Below are 16,678 nucleotides of genomic sequence, written 5' to 3'. Positions count from 1 at the left end.
CAGGATTCTCCCATGACGGATCGCAGTAACGAGCAGCAGGAGGCTCCAGTGGACAACCGGCAGGAAGATCCGCGGCCGCCGCGGGGCTTCTGGTTCGGCCTGATCGTCGCGATCGTCAAGCCGTTCATGATCGTGTTCACCAAGTGCCGGTTCACCGGCCGGGACAACATGCCACGCACCGGCGGCGTGATCTACGTGCCGAACCACCTCTCGCATTTCGACCCGGTGCTGCTCGGGTATTTCATCTGGGAGTGCCGGCGGATCCCGCGGTTCCTGGGCAAGGCGTCGCTGTTCAAGCTGCCGGTGGTCGGCCAGATCATCACCAGCGCCGGGCAGATCCCGGTGTACCGCGATTCGACGCAGGCCGCGGACGCGTTCCGGGACGCGGTCGCCGCGGTCGAACGCGGTGAGTGCGTGGGCGTGTACCCGGAGGGCACCATCACGCGTGACCCGGAGATGTGGCCGATGACCGGCAAGACCGGCGCTGCCCGGATCGCGTTGATGACCGGCTGCCCGGTGATCCCGGTCGCGAACTGGGGCGCCCAGGACATCATCAAGTCGTACACCGGCAAGATCCGGATCCGGCTGCTGCCGCGCAAGACCCTGCAGGTGCGGGCCGGTGCACCGGTCGACCTGAGCGCGTTCGAGGGCAAGCCGCTGACCAACCAGCTGTTGCACGAGGCAACCGAGGTGATCATGGCCCGGGTCGCCGAGACCCTCGGCGAACTCCGCGGCGAGACCCCACCCAAGGAGCTCTACGACCTACGCAAAGCCCGGAAAGCCGAGGAAGGTAAGGACAAGGCATGACTGAATTGATGCCACGCCTCCGGCGCGGCGGGTCATCGGGCTGTTGCTCCCGGCCTTCCCTCGTCGCTCCGGTCGCTTCGCTCCCTGCACTCCTCAGTCCAGGCCGGGAGGCCCGATGACCAGGGTCGCGGTGTTCGGTGCTGGATCCTGGGGTACTGCGTTCGCGGTGGTGCTCGCGAACGCGGGGAACCAGGTGTCGGTCTGGGGGCGGCGGGAGTCGCTCTGTGAGTCGATCAACGCCCAGCACGAGAACGGCGACTACCTTCCCGGCCTACGGTTGCCGGACGCGATCACCGCGACCCACGACCCGGCCGCGGCGGCCGACGGGGCGGAGGCGATCGTCCTCGCCGTGCCGTCGCAGTCGTTGCGCGACAACCTGACCGACTGGGCCGGCGTACTGCCGAACGCCGTACCGCTGGTCAGCCTGATGAAGGGCGTCGAGCTCGGTACGACGAAGCGGATGAGCGAGGTGATCGCCGAGCTCACCGGCGCCGGACCCGAGCGGATCGCGGTCATCTCGGGACCGAACCTGGCGCCCGAGATCGCCGCCGGACAGCCGGCCGCATCGGTGGTCGCGTGTGCCGACGACGGGACGGCGACCCGGTTGCAGAAGCTGTGTCATTCGCCGACGTTCCGCCCGTACACGAACAACGACGTCATCGGCTGCGAGATTGGTGGCGCGTGCAAGAACGTGATCGCCCTGGCCGTCGGGATGGCGGCCGGCCTTGGCTTCGGCGACAACGCCCGCGCTTCGGTGATCACGCGCGGCCTTGCCGAGATCGCCCGCCTGGGTACGGCGGTCGGCGCCGACGAGCACACGTTCTCCGGCCTGGCCGGACTGGGCGATCTGGTCGCGACCTGCTCGTCGCCCTTGTCGCGGAACCGGACGTTCGGCGAGAAGCTCGGCCGGGGCATGAGTGTCGCGGAGATCGCCGGCGGGACCCGGCAGGTCGCCGAGGGGGTGAAGTCCTGCGCGTCGATCTCGGAGCTCGCGCACCGGCACGACGTGGAGATGCCGATCGCCGAGCACGTCACCAAGGTGGTGGCCGGCGAGATGACCCCGAAGGACATGCTGTTCAGCCTGGTCTCCCGTTCGGCGAAGTCGGAGCGCTGGTGATCCCGGCCGCGTTCGCGCGAGCCACTATCGATCGTGAAGGCGCGGCCGGTGAGGCCTGGCTGGCCGAGCTGCCCGGGATCATCGACGAGCTGCTGACCCAGTGGGACTGCGAACCCGATGGCGAGGCCGCGCATGGGCAGGTCGGCGTGGTCGTGCCGGTCCGCGACGATGCCGTGCTGAAGGTGTCGTTCCCGCATCCGGGAAACGTCCACGAGCCCGATGCCTTCGAAGCGTGGGACGGTCAGGGCGCGGTGAAGCTGTACGAACGCGACGACGCCCGCTACGCGATGCTGCTCGAGCGTGCACACCCGACGACGCTGATGGAGCACGACGAGGACGTCGTCGTCACCGCGGGCGATCTGCATCGCCGGTTGCGGATCCCGGCACCTGACGGCCTGCCCCGGATGTCGGAGCAGGCCGACGCCTGGGAGGAGGAGCTCCGCAAGGACGCCGCAGAGCTCGACCATCCGCTGCCGGCGGCTGTGATCGATGCAGCTCTTGCCGTCGTCGACGAGCTCGGCCGCGATCAGCCGGAGATCCTGATCCACGGCGACTTCCACCCGCGCAACATCCTCCGCGCGGACCGGGAGCCCTGGCTGGCCGTCGATCCCAAGGGGTACGTCGGCGACCCGGCGTACGACGCGACCACGTTCCTGCGAACGCGTGCCGCTCATCAGCTCGGCGCGGACGACCTGATCACCGTGCTGAACCACGAGCTCGAGCTGTTCGCCGACGCCGCCGAGCTCGATCCCGAACGGATCCGGCGGTGGTCCCACCTGAACCTGGTTCAGTCGGCCTTCTGGGGCCGGCGGCACGGTTTCGGCCGGGCCCGTGGCGGCAGCCAGCTCGACAAGTTCATCGCCCTGGTCGACGAACTCGCGGTCAGCTGGAGCTGAGGGCCTGCTGCCGGACGAGGGTGACGGCTCCCAGCAGGGCGGCGTCGCGGCCGGTGCGGGACCGGGCTACGTGGAGGTGGGTCGTGGCCAGGGGCAACGATCTCGCGTAGATCGCTTCCCGGAGTCCGGCCAGCAGGCTGTCGCCGGCCTGGGACAGCGAGCCGCCGACCACGATCACCGACGGGTTCAGCAGGCTGACGGCCGCGGCGAGGACCGTGCCGATTTCGCGGCCTGCCTGACGTACGGCAGTAGTCGCGGTCGTGTTGCCGGCCCGGACGAGCTCGACAATGTCCAGGCTGGTCGCAACACCCAGCGTGGTGGCGAGCGCGGCTGCGGATGCGATCGCCTCGAGGCAGCCGGTATTGCCGCACCGGCAGAGTTCGGTATGGCCCGGCGCCTGGATGTGGCCGATGTCGCCCGCCGCGCCTTGCGCCCCACGGTGCAGCCGACCGCCGCTGATCACGCCGGCTCCGATGCCGGTGGCAACCTTCACGAACAGCAGGTGCTCGATCTCCGGGTACGCCGTCGCGTGCTCGCCGAGCGCCATGATGTTCACGTCGTTGTCGACCAGCACCGGGCCCGGGAGTTCACGGCTCAGCCGGCCGACCACGTCGTACGAGTCCCAGCCGGGCATGATCGGCGGGTGGTTCGGTCGGCCGGTGCTGTGCTCGACCGGCCCGGGCAGCCCGACTCCGGTGCCGGCCAGATCGTCAGGAGACCGGTGCGCCTCTCGCAGCAGCGCGTGTCCGGCCCGTGCGACCGCAGCGAGCACCACCTCGGGTCCTTCGGCGATCTTCAGCGGCATCGTCGAACGCTGCAGGATCTCGCCGGCCAGGTCCGTGAGGGCGACGGACAGGTGCGTCGCGCCGACGTCCGCGGCGAGGACCAGTCGCGAGGTCGGGTTGAACCGGAAGCGAGCCGGCGGGCGTCCACCCGTCGACGCGGCCTCGCCGGAGGGTACGACGAGACCGGCTGCCAGCAGCGCCTCGATCCGGCCGGTCACGGTGGACCGGGCGAGTCCGGTGAGGTCGATCAGCTCGGCCCGGGTCCGGGGCTCCCCGTCGAGGAGGAGACGCAGGACCGCGTCCGCAGTACCCAGATCGCTCATCACCGGACTTTCGTCGTACTGGCCGTGGACTTTTGCTTGACAGGATTCAAAAGGGTCCCATAGCGTCCTTCGACGTGTCCACCAATGCGCGCAAGCTCAAGGTCGGGATCGTCGGCGGCGGTTTCATGGGCCAGGTCCACGGACGGGCCGCGCTGGTTTCGGGGGCGACGGTGGCCGGCGCTGTCGGCTCGTCGCCGTCACGAGCTGAGGCAGCAGCCGAGGCGACCGGCGCCGAGCGCGGGTTCGCGACCATCGACGAGCTGCTCGCCTCCGACATCGATGTCGTGCACGTCTGTACGCCGAACAACACACATCGCGACGTCACGCTGAAGGCGCTCGAGGCCGGCAAGCACGTGGTCTGCGAGAAGCCGCTGGCCACCTCGGTCCAGGACGCGAGCGGACTGCAGGCAGCGGCATCCGAGGCGGGCCTCGTCGGCTCCGTACCGTTCGTGTACCGCTATCACCCGATGGTCCGCGAGCTGCGGACCCGGATCGCGGCCGGCGACGCCGGAGTGATCACCAGCCTGCACGGCTCGTACCTGCAGGACTGGCTCGCCGGAGCGGACGACCAGAACTGGCGCGTCGACGACGCGACCGGCGGTCCGTCGCGGACGTTCGCGGACATCGGGTCGCACTGGTGTGACCTGACCGAGTTCGTCACCGGCGACCGGATTGCCGCGATCAGCGCGCAGCTGCGGACCGTCCGAGCCCAGCGGGGCGGTGTCGAGGTGCACACCGAGGATCTGGCCACCGCGCAGTTCCGGACCGAGGCCGGAGTGGTCGGGACGATCGTCGTCAGCCAGGTCGCGGCCGGCCGGAAGAACCGCCTGTACCTGGAGGTGTCCGGCACCGAGTCGAGCTTCGGCTTCGACCAGGAGGACCCGGACCGTCTGTGGGTCGGCCGTCGTCAAGCGAGTCAGCTGCTGACTCGCGATCCCGAGACGCTCAGCCCGCCCGCCGCGCGAGTGAACCGGCTGCCGGCCGGGCACACGCAGGGATACCAGGACGCGTTCGACTCGTTCGTCGCCGACAGCTATGCCGCCGTACTGGGTGACCACCCGGACGGTCTGCCCGATTTCGCCGCCGGAGCGCGGTCGGCTCGTGTGGTTGACGCAGTTCTGCGGTCGGCCGCGAGCGACTCCGCCTGGATCACCGTCGACAATTCTTAGGAGCCCTTGAGATGCCACGCCCGATCACGCTGTTCACCGGTCAGTGGGCCGACCTGCCGTTCGAGGAGGTCTGCCAGTTCGCCTCCGAGGCCGGGTACGACGGCGTCGAGATCGCCTGCTCCGGTGATCACTTCGACGTCCAGCAGGCCGTCGACGACGACTCCTACGTCCAGGGCCGCAAGGACATCCTGGAGAAGTACAACCTGCAGGTCTTCGCGATCTCCAACCACCTGGTGGGGCAGGCGGTCTGCGACGACCCGATCGACTTCCGGCACCAGGCCATCGTGCCGTCCCGGATCTGGGGCGACGGCGACGGCGAGGGTGTCCGGCAGCGGGCCGCCGAGGACCTGAAGAACACCGCTCGCGCCGCCAAGAAGCTCGGCGTGAACACCGTCATCGGCTTCACCGGCTCGTCGATCTGGCAGTACGTCGCGATGTTCCCGCCGGTGCCGGCGGAGCGGATCGAGGCCGGGTACAAGGACTTCGCGGACCGGTGGAACCCGATCCTCGACGTGTTCGACGAGGAGGGCGTGCGGTTCGCGCACGAGGTGCACCCGTCGGAGATCGCGTACGACTACTGGACCACCACGCTGACGCTCGAGGCGATCGGCCACCGCGAGGCGTTCGGCCTGAACTGGGACCCGTCGCACATGGTGTGGCAGGACATCGACCCGGTCGCGTTCCTCTGGGACTTCAAGGACCGGATCTACCACGTGGACTGCAAGGACACCCGCATGCGGGTCGGCGGCGGCCGCAACGGCCGGCTCGGTTCGCACCTGCCGTGGGGCGACCCGCGGCGCGGCTGGGATTTCTACTCCACCGGTCACGGCGACGTGAAGTGGGAGGACTGCTTCCGGGTGCTGAACTCGATCGGCTACGACGGCCCGATCTCGGTCGAGTGGGAGGACGCCGGCATGGAGCGCAAGGTCGGCGCCGCAGAGGCCGTCAACGTCATCCGCGCGCTCGCCTTCGACAAGCCGACCGCCGCCTTCGACGCGGCCTTCGCCACCGACAAGTAAGGGATCTGGACCTGCGTGCATGCATAACCCGCCCGACGACGGGCGCACCGCTCGATCCGGGCAGGTTATGCATGCACGCAGGTCCGCCTAACCCGTTCGAGTGTCCCGGCCCGCCGCGAAGCCAAGCACGACCTGGAGGGCGGCCGAGGTCGCGAAGACGCTCAAGGTCGTGCGCCATCCGCCGGTGACCTGGGTGAGGTAGCCCGCGAGCACCGGACCGGCCGCGGCCAGCGTGTAGCCGACGGCCTGCGCCATCCCCGACAGCTGCGTGGTCTCGTGATGGCCGCGGCCGCGGAGGCTGATCAGCGAGAGCGCGGCGACCAGCCCGGCGCCTTGGCCCAGACCGCCGACGATCGCCCAGACGATCGCCAGGTGCGGTGCGAGCAGCAGACCGAGCAGCGCGACCAGGATCGGCGTACTCGCGGTCATCATGCCGGCTCGCTGATTGGTCGGGTGCTTCATCAGCAGCGGAATGCTGAGGCCGCCGATCAGGCCGAAGACCTGGAAGAGGAACAGGTGTACGCCGGTGGCGCGCTCGGAGACGCCGCCGGTCGAGATCTCGATGGTGGGCAGCCAGTTCACGAACAGGTAGAAGCTCGTGGACTGCAGCCCCATGAATCCGGTGACCAGCCACGCCATCGGCTGCCGCCAGACGCTCACCGGGGGAGGGCCGTCCGCAGTGCTTACCGCCGGCATCGGTTCCGGTGACATCGTCCGCGGCAGCCAGATCACCGCGACCAGTACGGCGAGACCGCCCCAGACCGCGAGTGAGAGCCGCCAGTCGATCGCGTCCGCGATCGGTACTGCGAGGATCGAGGCGATCGCCGCGCCGCCGGTGATGAACGCGGTGTAGACGCCCGTCGCCCGGGAGACGTGGCCGGCGTAGTCGCGCTTGATGATGACTGGCACCAGCACGTTGCCGACCGCGATCGCGGCGCCGACGACGGCCGTGCCGATCCACAGGCCCGCCTGGCCCGTGTACGGGCGGAGCGCGCTGCTGAGCGCAAGCACCAGGAGCGAGGCGAAGACGGCACGCTCCATGCCGAAGCGGCGGGAGGCGAAGTGGACCAGCGGGGAGGCGACGGCGAACGCGAGGAGCGGCAGCGTGCCGAGCAGACCCTGCGCGGCCTCGCCCAGGTGTAGGTCGAGCCCGATCCGCGGCAGCACCGGACCGACCGCCGTCAGCGCCGGCCGCAGGCTCAGCGCGACCACGAACGCGGTCGCCGTGATCAGCGACGACCGCTCTCGAGTCACTGGTTCGGTCAACACCGCCACGACACACCTCTCCGAACGTTGTTCTCTGCAGATGTCCTACATTTACACTGTACGCTAGTCGTGGACGGAGGCGGATGGCGGTGTCACTTGAAGGACCGGTGCGGCAGGTGCCGCTTGTGCTACAGGTGTCGGAGCGGTTCCGCGGGCAGATCGAGTCCGGGGCCTGGCCGCGTGGCTCGCGCATCCCGGGGGAGAACCAGCTCGCCACCGAGCTGGGCGTCAGCCGCGGCACCGTGCGGGAGGCGCTGCGTTCACTGAGCCTGACGGGCCTGCTGGAGCCGCGCGTCGGCGACGGCACCTACGTCCGCGCGACCAACGAAATCAGCGGCGTACTGGTCAGGGACGAGCTTTCGACGTCGTTGACCCACGTGCTCGACGCCCGCGCCGGCATCGAGGCCGCGGCCGCCCGGCTGGCCGCGCAGCACCCGGACCCGGACAGCCTGGCTGCCCTCTCCGCCACCCTCGCTGCCCGCGCCGCCGCTCTGGTCGCCGGTGACTTCGAGGCCTTCGTTGCCGTCGACGCCGACTTCCACCGTGGCGTCGTCGTCGCCAGCGGGAACCCGTTGCTCTTGCGCCTGTACGACGCGATCGCGGAAGTCCTGACCGAGTCGATCCACCAGACCGCGACGATCCCCGAGGACCACCGGATCCTCGACGCCCACGTGGTCGTACTCGAGGCGATCCGGGCCGGCGATCCCGAGGGCGCGAGTCAGGCGTCGTACGCGCTGATCGAGACGATCAAGCAGTCACCGCGAGAACCGTCGGGTCCGGCCAGTAGTACCTGAAGCAGGCCGGTGTGCCGTTGAGCCGCCGCGTCTCACCACCCGGCGGCGGGACGTCCTTCCGGTCTCCGCGGATGCCGCCTCGCGCTTCGTAGAACCCTTGCGCCGCGGTGTTCTGCTCGAGCACCCACAGGTAGAGCCCGGACCCCGGTGCTGCCTCCTGCAGCGCGTCGGCCGTCAAGGCGAGCAGCTTGGTGCCGATGCCCTGGCGCTTGAGTGGCGCGCGGACATGCAGGTTGTCGACGAGCGCACCGAACTTCGGGTCCGCCCCGATCATCAGATGCGCGAGCCCGACGAGTTTCCCGTCGTACTCCGCGACCGTTGTCCGCGTGCCTTCTCGTGCCGCCAGCCGCTTGGCCCACATCGCGTCGAGATACCCGGCCGACTCGTCGTCGAGGAACGCATCGGCGTACGCGCCGCGGTAGTGCCGTCGCCAACTGTCTCCGTGCAGCTCAGCCACCGCCGCCGCGTCATCTGCCCCAGCCGTCCGAAACCGCAGCTCATCCACCCCTGAATTCGTATCACCCACGGTCGTCGTCATCCGGGGTTGTCCGAAGGGTGAACCCGGCGGCCGCGAGTCGGCTGCGGATCAAGGAGTCGAGCTGCCGCCAACCTGGTGAGGACGCGTTGAGCGTGTTCTGCAGCAGGTCGGGGATGGCCGGATCGGCGGAGGCGCCGGGCGGTTCGGTTCCGTAGCGGTCGATGCTGGCGGCAACGATACGGTCCGCGAGCTCGGCCAGGAACGGGTCGTCCGGGTCGAGGTCGTGGGCATGGTCGGCAGCGAGGTACAGGTCGCGGAGTCCGGGATCGGTGAGCGACTGCACCTGATCCTGGAACAGGGTCTCGGCCAGGTCCGGGTGCGTCGCGTAGACGATGATCCACAGGTCGCTCTCCATCGCGATCCACCGCTGGGTGAAGCCGAGTGCGGCCAGTGCGGCGAGATGTTCCTCGACGTTCGCGGGCAGGATCCGGATGTCGCCGGCGGCCAGCTTGCGGAGCCTCCGCTGGGTGTCGCGGAGACCCTTGATGCGAGCAGTCAGGTCGGCGTCGATCTGCTCGAGTGCGGGGCCGAGCTCCTCGGGCGCCGATCCGAGTTCGCGGATCCGCGCGAGCGGTAGGCCGGCGTCGGCCAGCATGCGGATCCGGGCCAGCTCGACGACGGCCTGCGCGGAGTACCGGCGGTATCCGGACGAGAAAGGCCCTCGACCGGCTCGCGGATCTGGCCGACGAGCGCGACGACCTGGAGGCATTGAGCGAATTGCTCGACGAAGGCTCCGATCGCGCGGGTGAACACCTGACCCGCCGGGCCGCCGCCGCGAAGGACATGCTGGAGCTTCAACGCATCAGCGATGCCGGGTACGACGAAGCCGGCGACGTGCTCAACCGCCTATTGGGCTGAGCGGGCAGCCGGTGCCGATGCGGTCGGTGAGATCGGCGCGGAGCGTGGCCAGGGTCGCCATCCGCTGATCGATGAGCTGCACCTTCTCGGCGAGGAGTGTGGACAAGGCGCCGGCGGAGTCGGGGGAGTCGCGGAGTTGGTCGCCGGCCTTGGCGATCTCGGCGAGCGTGAAGCCGAGCGCCTGCGCCGTACGGACGTACTGCAGCCAGGGCACCATCTCCGCCGGGAAGTCCCGGTAGCCGTTGGGCCGGCGCTCGCCCTCGACGAGTCCGATCCGCTCGTAGAAGCGGATCGTGTCCTTGGACAGGTTCGTCTGCTCAGCGAGCTCACCGATACGCACGGGATCCTCCGTCGGGCTTGACCTTGGACAGCACTCCACTGTTTACCTTCAAACGCGTGTCTCCCCAAACCAGCGGCTATCTCCGCATCGTCCGCGCGAGCGCCTGGTACGACCTGATCGTCACCGCCGGCTTCGCCACTCCATGGACGTACGTCCTCGTCCACCACGTCCTGTCGTCGCTCGGGGCCTTCCCGCCGGTCGACACCATCCAGACCCTGTACGCGAACCTGATGGGCTCGGTCGTGGTCGTCTGGGCACTCCTCCGCCTGATCCGCCCGCTGCCACTCCACGGCTTGTACGACGGGATGGCGCGCGTCCTGTTCGCGACCTGGCAGACCTACGCGCTGGCGCAGGGCGCAACCAAACTGCTGGTGCTGTTCCTCGTCGTCGAGGTCAGCTTTGGAGTGGTTCAACTCCTGCCGTGGTTGGCCGACGGGGTGCGAGCACGCGCGCGAACACGGCCAGCCCAGCCGCCAGCGCGGTGACCACGATGAACGACATCGTCAGGTTGCTGGCCTGCGCGATGCCGCCGATGATCGACGGCGCCACCAGGCCGGACGCGTAGGTGATGGTCGCGACGCCCGCGATGGCCTGACTCGGGTTCGGGCCGGTGTGGCCGGCGGCGGCGAACGCGAGCGGTACGACGACCGCGATCCCGACCCCGATCAGGCCGAACCCGATCATCGCGACGACCGCCGTCGGCGAAACCACCACCAGCAAAGCGCCGAGCGTCGCGATCACGCCACTGCACCGCACCGTCCGCACGGCGCCGAACCGGTCGACCACTGCATCGCCGGTCAACCGCGCGATCGCCATCGTCAACGCGAACCCGGTCGTCGCACCGGCCGCGACGCCCGCCGAGCTGCCGAGGATGTCCCGCAGATACACGGCCGACCAGTCCAGGCTCGCGCCCTCCGCGAACACCGCGCAGAATCCGACCGCCCCGATCAGCAGCGCCGACTTCGGCGGCAACGCGAACCGCGCCGGCGGCTCCTCGTCCTCCGCGGGATGGATGTTCAGCACGAACTGACACACCACCGCGCCGATCACCGTCAGCACGACGGCCGCCACCACGTGATGGAGCTGCGCACTGACATTCGCATGCGCGGCGACCGTGCCGACCGCCGCGCCGAGCAACGCACCCACGCTCCAGAGACCGTGCAGCCCGGACATGATCGACTTCTTCAGCCGGTGCTCGATCTCGACGCCGAGCGCGTTCATCGCCACGTCGGCCATGCCCGCCGTACCGCCGTAGATGAAGAGGGCAGCGCACAACGTCAGCAACCCGGGGGCGAACGACGGCAGGATCAACGCGAGCGTCCAGAGCGCGAGCAGGCCGCGCAGAGCAGTGCGGGTGCCGAACCTGTGAGTGACCCGGGCCGCGAGCGGCATCAGCAGCGCCGCGCCGAGCGCCGGGAACGCGAGCGCCAGCCCGAGCTGGCCGGCGGACACCCCCGCATGCTCCTGGATCCACGGCACCCGGGTCGCGAACGACCCGGTCACCGACCCGTGCACGCAGAAGACGGCGGCCACGGCGTACCGGGACCGCTTGACGAGAGTGGTGTCTTCAGTCACAAGCAAACACACTATCTGTTTGAACGATCAGGCGGATGGTAGTTTTTTGCGCATGAGAAGTGCGAAACGGCACCAAGTGATCGTAGAACGACTACGAGTCGTCGACCGAGTGTCGGTCCAGGAACTGGTCGAGGCGACCGAGGCATCGGACATGACGGTCCGCCGCGATCTCGACTTCCTGGCGGCGCAGGGTGTGCTGAAGCGGGTCCACGGCGGTGCCGTGTCCGCGATGCCGTCCGGCCTCGAGCCGCCGCACTCGCTGCGCGCCCAGGCCGCGGTCGCCGCCAAGCAGGCGATCGCGAGGGCCGCGGTGGCGCACCTTCACGACGGCGAGACGATCGTGCTCGACAGCGGTACGACGGCGCTGGAGACCGCTCGGCTGCTGCATGATCGCGCGATGACGGTGATGCCGTTGTCGCTGCACGTCGCGCACGAGCTGGCCGACGCACCGCGGATCCGGCTGCTGATGCCCGGCGGTGAGGCGCGCAAGGGCGAGCTCTCGCTGGTCGGCCCGCTGACGGTCGCCTCATTGCGGGCGCTGCGCTTCGACGCCGCCGTACTGAGCCCGTGTGCGTTCAGCCTCGACGCCGGACTGACGGCTTTCGATCTTGGCGACGCGGAGATCAAGCAGGAGGCGATGAGCGTCGCCAGTCGCACCATGGTGCTCGCCGACGGCGCCAAGTGGGACCGCGCCGCCCTCGCCTTCGTCTGCCCCGCCGACCGCCCGGACCTGGTCATCACCGACGACTCGGCTCCAGAAGACCAACGCACACTCTTGACCCAACGAGGCGTACTTGTAGAGGTGGCTCGTTGACGGTGCTGATGCCGCGACTCCGTCGCGGCGGGTCATGGGGCTGTAACTCCCGGCCTTCCCTCGTCGCTCCGGTCGCTTCGCTCCCTCCGCTCCTCAGTCCAGGCCGGGAGGCCCCATGACCGCGACAGACACGCGATCGCAGACAGCGCCGCCTCGAGCTGCCCGGGTCGCTACCTGGATGTACTTCGGTCTGAACGGGTTCGCGGTCGGGATGTGGGTCGTGCACATCCCGAGCATCGAGCAGAAGACCGGGATCACGCACAGCACGCTCGGGTTGCTCCTGCTGGTGCTCGGAGGCGCTGCGTTCACCGGTATGCAGGTTGCGGGACCGCTCGTCGACAAGCTCGGTCAGCGCCGGCTCGTCCCGGCGGCCGGCATCCTGCTCGGCATCGCGCTCGCCGGACCTGGCCTCGCGACGAACTGGTGGACGCTCGGCCTCACGCTGATTCTGATCGGCTTCGGCAACGGTTCGATCGACGTCGGCATGAACGCGCAGGCCGTGGTGGTCGAGCGCGGTTACCCGCGGCCGATCATGGCTGCCTTCCACGCGATGTGGTCGATCGGCGGTGCGATCGCCGCGGTGGTCGGGGCGGCGACACTGCGGGCCGACGTACCGCCCGAGATCACGCTCGCTTCGGCCGGCGTCGTGTGCATCCTGCTGTCGCTCGTCGCCAGCAGGTTCTTGCTGGAGGCAACCGTTCCGCCGGAGGAGCCTTCCGAGGGAGAGTGGGTGAAGCCGCCGGCCAAGCTGGTCTGGGCCCTGGGCGGACTCGCGTTCGGCCTGATGCTGTCCGAGGGCGTCGCGAACGACTGGGCCGCATTGCACTTCCGCGACATCCTCGGGACCTCGGTCAGTACGGCGGCCTACGCGTACGGCGCGTTCGCGGTCGCGATGACCGTCGGCCGATTCCTCACCGACCGGGTGGCGGCCGTCGTCGGACCGGCAGCGATCGTGCGGTGGGGCGCCGCGATGGCAGCGGTCGGCCTGACGCTGGTGATCGTCGTACCGTGGGTGCCGGCCGCGCTCGTCGGATGGGCCGTGTTCGGGTTGGGCCTCGCGGGCGGCGTACCGCAGCTGTTCACCGCCGCGGGCAACCTCGACCCACGCTCGTCCGGGGCGCTGATGGCGCGCGTCGTCGGCCTCGGGTACGTCGGTCTGCTCGCCGGGCCCGCGCTGATCGGCGGACTCGCGCACTGGATGCCGCTGAACATCGCGTTCATCCTGCCGGTCGTGCTGTGTGTCCTGACGTTCTTCGGCGGACCCGTGCTCAAGAAGAACACAGGACGCTAACCGAGGGCTTGCTCGAGGTCCGCCCAGAGGTCGTCCGGGTGCTCGATGCCGACCGACAGGCGGATCAGGTCCACGGGGATCGTCGGGACTTCCATCGGCCAGCGGCGGCGGCGTTCCAGCATCGACTCGACGCCGCCGAGGCTGGTCGCGTGCACCCAGAGCTCGGTGCGCTCGCAGACCTTCTGGGCGAGAGCCGCGTCGCCTCCGAGTTCCACGGCGAGGATCGCGCCGAAGCCGGACATCTGGGCGGCGGCACGGTCATGACCCGGATCGCTCGGGAGTCCGGGGTAGCGGACGCGGCTGACCCGGGGGTGTGCGAGGAGGCGTTCGGCCAGGAACGCGGCGTTCGACTGTGCGCGCTCGAGCCGGAGGGCGAGGGTACGCAGGCCGCGCAGCGCGAGCCAGGCCTCCATCGGGCCGGGGATCGCGCCGAGGCTGCGGCGGCGGAGCTCGATCGCGGACCACAGGTCGTCGTCCGCGGTGATGACGGCGCCGAGGATGACGTCGGAGTGACCGGAGATGAACTTGGTCGCCGAGTGCATCACGACATCCGCGCCGAGCTGGAGCGGCTGCTGCAGCAGGGGCGTCGCGAACGTGTTGTCGACGACGACCGTTGCGCCGGCGGCGTGGCCCGCCTCGGCGAGAGCCGGGATGTCCGCGACCTCCATCGCCGGGTTGGTCGGCGACTCGATCCACAGCATGTCGGCTCCGTCGAGGACCTGCTTGACGGCCTCGGTGTCCGCGACGTCGACGTGCACGACCGTGAGCCGGCCGGTCTCGGTCTGCTGATCGAGCAGGGCGACCACGCCGGAGTACGCATGCTGCGGAGCGACGACCCGCCCGCCGACCGGGACCAGGTCGATGAGCGCCGCTGCCGCCGCCATCCCCGAGGCGAACGTCAGCCCGCGACCGCCCTCGAGCTCGCCGAGCGTGTCCTCGAGCGCCGACCACGCGTCGTTCCCGAACCGCCCGTAGCCACGATCGCCACCCGCGACGTACGTCGAACTGAACACCGGCGACTCGCCGACGGGGGCATTCGGCACCCGCTCCGGCCGGCCGGCATGGACGACGACCGTGGACGGATCGAGATCAGGAGTCATACCCCGAATTGTCGCTGACGGGATAGGTGGCCGCGGGGAGGGGGATGCCACCGCTGCCCAGCAGGCTCATCGCCTGGCGCGCGAGTGACTTCGCGTCGGTCGTTTCGGGGCTGTCCACCCAGACGCGGACGACCGTCTCGATGATGTTCATCGCGATCCCGGCTGCCAGCGCGGCGGTGAACTCAGCACGGTTGTCCGCCGGCAGGCGCAGTACGAGCTCGTCGGCGAGGTCGGTGCGGAAGCGCCAGATCAGCTCGTTCAGGTGGGCGCTCACCGACGCCGTCTGCCCGGCCAGGTCGAACACCGCGCGGACGCGGTCCGGGTTGGTCTCCAGCTGCTCCAGGACCCGCTCGATCACCGCCTGGAGTCCGGCCGGGAGCTCCAGCTCGGGCTGCTCGCGGAACCAGCTGACCGCGTCGCCCAGGCAGTCCTCGACGAACTCGAGGACGAGCGTCTCCTTGGTCGGGAAGTACCGGTACAGGGTGCTCGGCCCGACCTCGGCGGCCGCCGCGATCTGCTCGACCGTGGTCCGGCCGAAGCCGTTGTCGTTGAACAGCTCGAACGCCTTGTCCGCGATCAGCCGGCGGGTCCGCTCCCGCTTCACCTCGCGCAGTCCCATCAGCACCTCCGCGGGCAGGGTATCGGGTCGCCGACTCGCCGGATGTTGCTCCTCTTTGGATGGCTCAGCCATATGGTAGTCACTACCAAAATCAAGTGGGAGGGTTCATGACCGAGAGCTTCCCCGTCGGGCGGCCGTCTGGGTGTCCGTTCGACCGGCCCAGCAGTACGCCGATTACCGCCGTACCGACGGCCCGACGAAGGTCTCCACCCCGGCCGGCGTCGACGCGTACGTGGTCAGTCGGTACGACGACGTCCGCACGCTGCTCCGGGACAGCCGGCTCAGCTCGCGGTCGGCGCCGTCGGACCACGTCGTACCGGGCGCGGCCCTGGACCGGGAGGCTGACTCGGGCTCGATCCTGCACGCCGACGGTGCGGCCCACAGACGGCTGCGGCGGATGCTGGCGACCGAGTTCGCGGTCAAGCGGATGGAGGCGATGCGGCCGCGGATCGCCGCGATGATCGAGACGCAGCTCGACTCGATGCTTGCCGCCGGCGGGCCGGTCGACCTCGTGCAGGCGTTCGCGCTGCCGATCCCGTCCCTGGTGATCTGCGAGCTGCTGGGTGTTCCGTATGCGGATCGCGACGAGTTCCAGGAGCGCAGCGCCGTACTGGTCCGGGTCGACGGAGACCGGGACGAGATGATGCGGGTCAGTGACGAACTCAACCAGTACATGGTCGGGCTGGTGCTGGCGAAGCAGGCGGAGCGGTCGGACGACCTGCTGTCCCGGCTCATCACCCGTGGCGAGGAGCTGGGGGAGCCGTTGAGCCTGCCCGAGCTGGTGTCGATCGGGATCACGCTGCTCATCGCGGGGCACGAGACGACGGCGAACATGATTGCCTTGAGCACCCTCGCGCTGCTGCGGAACCCTTCGGAGCTCGACGCGCTCCGAGCCGACCCTGGGCTGGCGCCTGCGGCGGTCGAGGAACTGCTCCGGTACCTGTCGGTCGTCCAGTTCGGGCTGTTCCGGCACGTCACGGACGACCTGCCGGTCGGGGCCGCGACTCTGGAGGCGGGTGAGTTTCTGATCGCCGCACTGTCATCGGCGAACCGGGACTCGCGGGTGTTCGAGGACCCGGACCGGCTGGAGTTGCGGCGGCAGGCTCCGGCGCATGTCGCGTTCGGGTTCGGACCGCATCAGTGCCTCGGTCAGCAGCTGGCGCGGGTCGAGCTGCAGGAGGTTTTCACCCGGCTGTACGCGCGCATCCCGACGCTGCGACTCGCCGTACCGTTCGAGGAGATCGACTACCGGAACAACACGCTCGTGTACGGAGTGACAGCGTTGCCAGTCACTTGGGACGAGCCGCTACGGAGCGCGATCTGAACGGCTCTTAACCGAACCCTGGTCGGAACCTGATCCCAGGGCC

19 protein-coding genes are annotated in these 16,678 nt (G+C 69.5%); 11 read left to right on the top strand and 8 right to left on the bottom strand.

Annotation, left to right across the window (positions count from 1 at the left end):
- Positions 1–12 precede the first annotated feature (12 nt).
- The 3 genes from OHA18_RS01005 to OHA18_RS00995 all read left to right on the top strand — a co-directional run bounded on the left by OHA18_RS01005 (position 13) and on the right by OHA18_RS00995 (position 2,820).
- Positions 13–807, top strand: a complete 795-nt coding sequence (locus OHA18_RS01005; RefSeq protein WP_329001518.1) for a lysophospholipid acyltransferase family protein — start codon at positions 13–15, stop codon at positions 805–807.
- 115 nt (positions 808–922) lie between these two features.
- Entirely contained in the window at positions 923–1,924 is a 1,002-nt protein-coding gene (locus OHA18_RS01000; protein WP_329001517.1) for an NAD(P)H-dependent glycerol-3-phosphate dehydrogenase, read from the top strand.
- Complete coding sequence (locus OHA18_RS00995; protein ID WP_329001516.1) at positions 1,921–2,820, top strand: aminoglycoside phosphotransferase family protein; 900 nt, start codon at positions 1,921–1,923, stop codon at positions 2,818–2,820. Before OHA18_RS01000 ends, OHA18_RS00995 begins: the two co-directional genes overlap by 4 nt.
- On the opposite strand, the gene OHA18_RS00990 is transcribed toward OHA18_RS00995, so the two are convergent.
- Positions 2,807–3,928 (bottom strand): ROK family transcriptional regulator, encoded by a 1,122-nt coding sequence (locus OHA18_RS00990; protein WP_329001515.1) that lies wholly within the window; start codon positions 3,926–3,928, stop codon positions 2,807–2,809. The genes OHA18_RS00995 and OHA18_RS00990 overlap by 14 nt on opposite strands.
- 74 nt (positions 3,929–4,002) lie before the next feature.
- Between OHA18_RS00990 and OHA18_RS00985 the strand changes: the two genes are divergently transcribed.
- Positions 4,003–5,097 carry a Gfo/Idh/MocA family protein gene (locus OHA18_RS00985; RefSeq protein ID WP_329001514.1) on the top strand — a complete coding sequence of 365 codons (1,095 nt, stop codon included), beginning with the start codon at positions 4,003–4,005 and terminating at the stop codon, positions 5,095–5,097.
- 11 nt (positions 5,098–5,108) lie between these two features.
- A complete protein-coding gene (locus tag OHA18_RS00980; protein WP_329001513.1) occupies positions 5,109–6,116 on the top strand; it encodes a sugar phosphate isomerase/epimerase family protein in 1,008 nt (335 codons plus the stop codon).
- A gap of 87 nt (positions 6,117–6,203) precedes the next feature.
- Here the strand turns inward: OHA18_RS00980 and OHA18_RS00975 are convergent, their stop codons facing one another.
- Positions 6,204–7,382, bottom strand: a complete 1,179-nt coding sequence (locus tag OHA18_RS00975) for an MFS transporter (RefSeq protein ID WP_329001512.1) — start codon at positions 7,380–7,382, stop codon at positions 6,204–6,206.
- 116 nt (positions 7,383–7,498) lie between these two features.
- Between OHA18_RS00975 and OHA18_RS00970 the strand changes: the two genes are divergently transcribed.
- Positions 7,499–8,176, top strand: coding sequence for a FadR/GntR family transcriptional regulator (locus tag OHA18_RS00970; RefSeq protein WP_329001511.1), 678 nt, complete (start codon positions 7,499–7,501; stop codon positions 8,174–8,176).
- On the opposite strand, the gene OHA18_RS00965 is transcribed toward OHA18_RS00970, so the two are convergent.
- Positions 8,130–8,681 carry a GNAT family N-acetyltransferase gene (locus OHA18_RS00965; protein ID WP_329001510.1) on the bottom strand — a complete coding sequence of 184 codons (552 nt, stop codon included), beginning with the start codon at positions 8,679–8,681 and terminating at the stop codon, positions 8,130–8,132. The genes OHA18_RS00970 and OHA18_RS00965 overlap by 47 nt on opposite strands.
- A 13-nt stretch (positions 8,682–8,694) precedes the next feature.
- Entirely contained in the window at positions 8,695–9,423 is a 729-nt protein-coding gene (locus OHA18_RS00960; RefSeq protein WP_329001508.1) for a helix-turn-helix domain-containing protein, read from the bottom strand.
- On the opposite strand from OHA18_RS00960, the gene OHA18_RS00955 reads away from it, so the two are divergent.
- Positions 9,423–9,572: a hypothetical protein gene (locus OHA18_RS00955; RefSeq protein WP_329001507.1), complete on the top strand. Its 150-nt coding sequence runs from the start codon at positions 9,423–9,425 to the stop codon at positions 9,570–9,572. The two genes, OHA18_RS00960 and OHA18_RS00955, sit on opposite strands and share 1 nt — an antisense overlap.
- On the opposite strand, the gene OHA18_RS00950 is transcribed toward OHA18_RS00955, so the two are convergent.
- The gene (locus OHA18_RS00950) at positions 9,553–9,912 is read right to left on the bottom strand and encodes a MerR family transcriptional regulator (RefSeq protein WP_329001506.1); all 360 of its coding nucleotides are present in this window, start codon (positions 9,910–9,912) and stop codon (positions 9,553–9,555) included. The genes OHA18_RS00955 and OHA18_RS00950 overlap by 20 nt on opposite strands.
- Before the next feature lie 56 nt (positions 9,913–9,968).
- On the opposite strand from OHA18_RS00950, the gene OHA18_RS00945 reads away from it, so the two are divergent.
- The gene (locus tag OHA18_RS00945; protein ID WP_329001504.1) at positions 9,969–10,397 is read left to right on the top strand and encodes a hypothetical protein; all 429 of its coding nucleotides are present in this window, start codon (positions 9,969–9,971) and stop codon (positions 10,395–10,397) included.
- Here the strand turns inward: OHA18_RS00945 and OHA18_RS00940 are convergent.
- Positions 10,306–11,487: an MFS transporter gene (locus OHA18_RS00940; protein ID WP_329001503.1), complete on the bottom strand. Its 1,182-nt coding sequence runs from the start codon at positions 11,485–11,487 to the stop codon at positions 10,306–10,308. The two genes, OHA18_RS00945 and OHA18_RS00940, sit on opposite strands and share 92 nt — an antisense overlap.
- Before the next feature lie 52 nt (positions 11,488–11,539).
- Between OHA18_RS00940 and OHA18_RS00935 the strand changes: the two genes are divergently transcribed.
- Together OHA18_RS00935 and OHA18_RS00930 are read left to right on the top strand one after the other, a co-directional pair.
- Positions 11,540–12,301 carry a DeoR/GlpR family DNA-binding transcription regulator gene (locus OHA18_RS00935; protein WP_329001502.1) on the top strand — a complete coding sequence of 254 codons (762 nt, stop codon included), beginning with the start codon at positions 11,540–11,542 and terminating at the stop codon, positions 12,299–12,301.
- Between the two features lie 115 nt (positions 12,302–12,416).
- Positions 12,417–13,592 (top strand): MFS transporter, encoded by a 1,176-nt coding sequence (locus OHA18_RS00930; RefSeq protein ID WP_329001501.1) that lies wholly within the window; start codon positions 12,417–12,419, stop codon positions 13,590–13,592.
- On the opposite strand, the gene OHA18_RS00925 is transcribed toward OHA18_RS00930, so the two are convergent.
- On the bottom strand, positions 13,589–14,692 hold the full coding sequence (locus tag OHA18_RS00925; RefSeq protein ID WP_329001499.1) for a trans-sulfuration enzyme family protein: 1,104 nt from the start codon (positions 14,690–14,692) through the stop codon (positions 13,589–13,591). The genes OHA18_RS00930 and OHA18_RS00925 overlap by 4 nt on opposite strands.
- Positions 14,682–15,311 (bottom strand): TetR/AcrR family transcriptional regulator, encoded by a 630-nt coding sequence (locus tag OHA18_RS00920; protein WP_329001497.1) that lies wholly within the window; start codon positions 15,309–15,311, stop codon positions 14,682–14,684. The genes OHA18_RS00925 and OHA18_RS00920 overlap by 11 nt, the downstream gene beginning before the upstream one ends.
- A 142-nt stretch (positions 15,312–15,453) precedes the next feature.
- Here OHA18_RS00920 and OHA18_RS00915 point away from each other — a divergent pair, with 142 nt between their 5' ends.
- On the top strand, positions 15,454–16,635 hold the full coding sequence (locus OHA18_RS00915; protein WP_329001496.1) for a cytochrome P450: 1,182 nt from the start codon (positions 15,454–15,456) through the stop codon (positions 16,633–16,635).
- Positions 16,636–16,678: the final 43 nt, after the last annotated feature.

The organism is Kribbella sp. NBC_00709, assembly GCF_036226565.1.
Classification (GTDB): domain Bacteria; phylum Actinomycetota; class Actinomycetes; order Propionibacteriales; family Kribbellaceae; genus Kribbella.
This window is presented reverse-complemented; position numbering and strand designations above follow the sequence as displayed.

Excerpts from the sequence above, each read along its gene's own strand:
- OHA18_RS01005 (WP_329001518.1), top strand. The coding sequence starts at position 13 with ATGACGGATCGCAGTAACGAGCAGCAGGAGGCTCCAGTGGACAACCGG.
- OHA18_RS01000 (WP_329001517.1), top strand. The coding sequence starts at position 923 with ATGACCAGGGTCGCGGTGTTCGGTGCTGGATCCTGGGGTACTGCGTTC.
- OHA18_RS00990 (WP_329001515.1), bottom strand. The coding sequence starts at position 3,928 with ATGAGCGATCTGGGTACTGCGGACGCGGTCCTGCGTCTCCTCCTCGAC.
- OHA18_RS00980 (WP_329001513.1), top strand. The coding sequence starts at position 5,109 with ATGCCACGCCCGATCACGCTGTTCACCGGTCAGTGGGCCGACCTGCCG.
- OHA18_RS00960 (WP_329001508.1), bottom strand. The coding sequence starts at position 9,423 with ATGCCTCCAGGTCGTCGCGCTCGTCGGCCAGATCCGCGAGCCGGTCGA.
- OHA18_RS00935 (WP_329001502.1), top strand. The coding sequence starts at position 11,540 with ATGAGAAGTGCGAAACGGCACCAAGTGATCGTAGAACGACTACGAGTC.
- OHA18_RS00930 (WP_329001501.1), top strand. The coding sequence starts at position 12,417 with ATGACCGCGACAGACACGCGATCGCAGACAGCGCCGCCTCGAGCTGCC.
- OHA18_RS00925 (WP_329001499.1), bottom strand. The coding sequence starts at position 14,692 with ATGACTCCTGATCTCGATCCGTCCACGGTCGTCGTCCATGCCGGCCGG.
- OHA18_RS00920 (WP_329001497.1), bottom strand. The coding sequence starts at position 15,311 with ATGGGACTGCGCGAGGTGAAGCGGGAGCGGACCCGCCGGCTGATCGCG.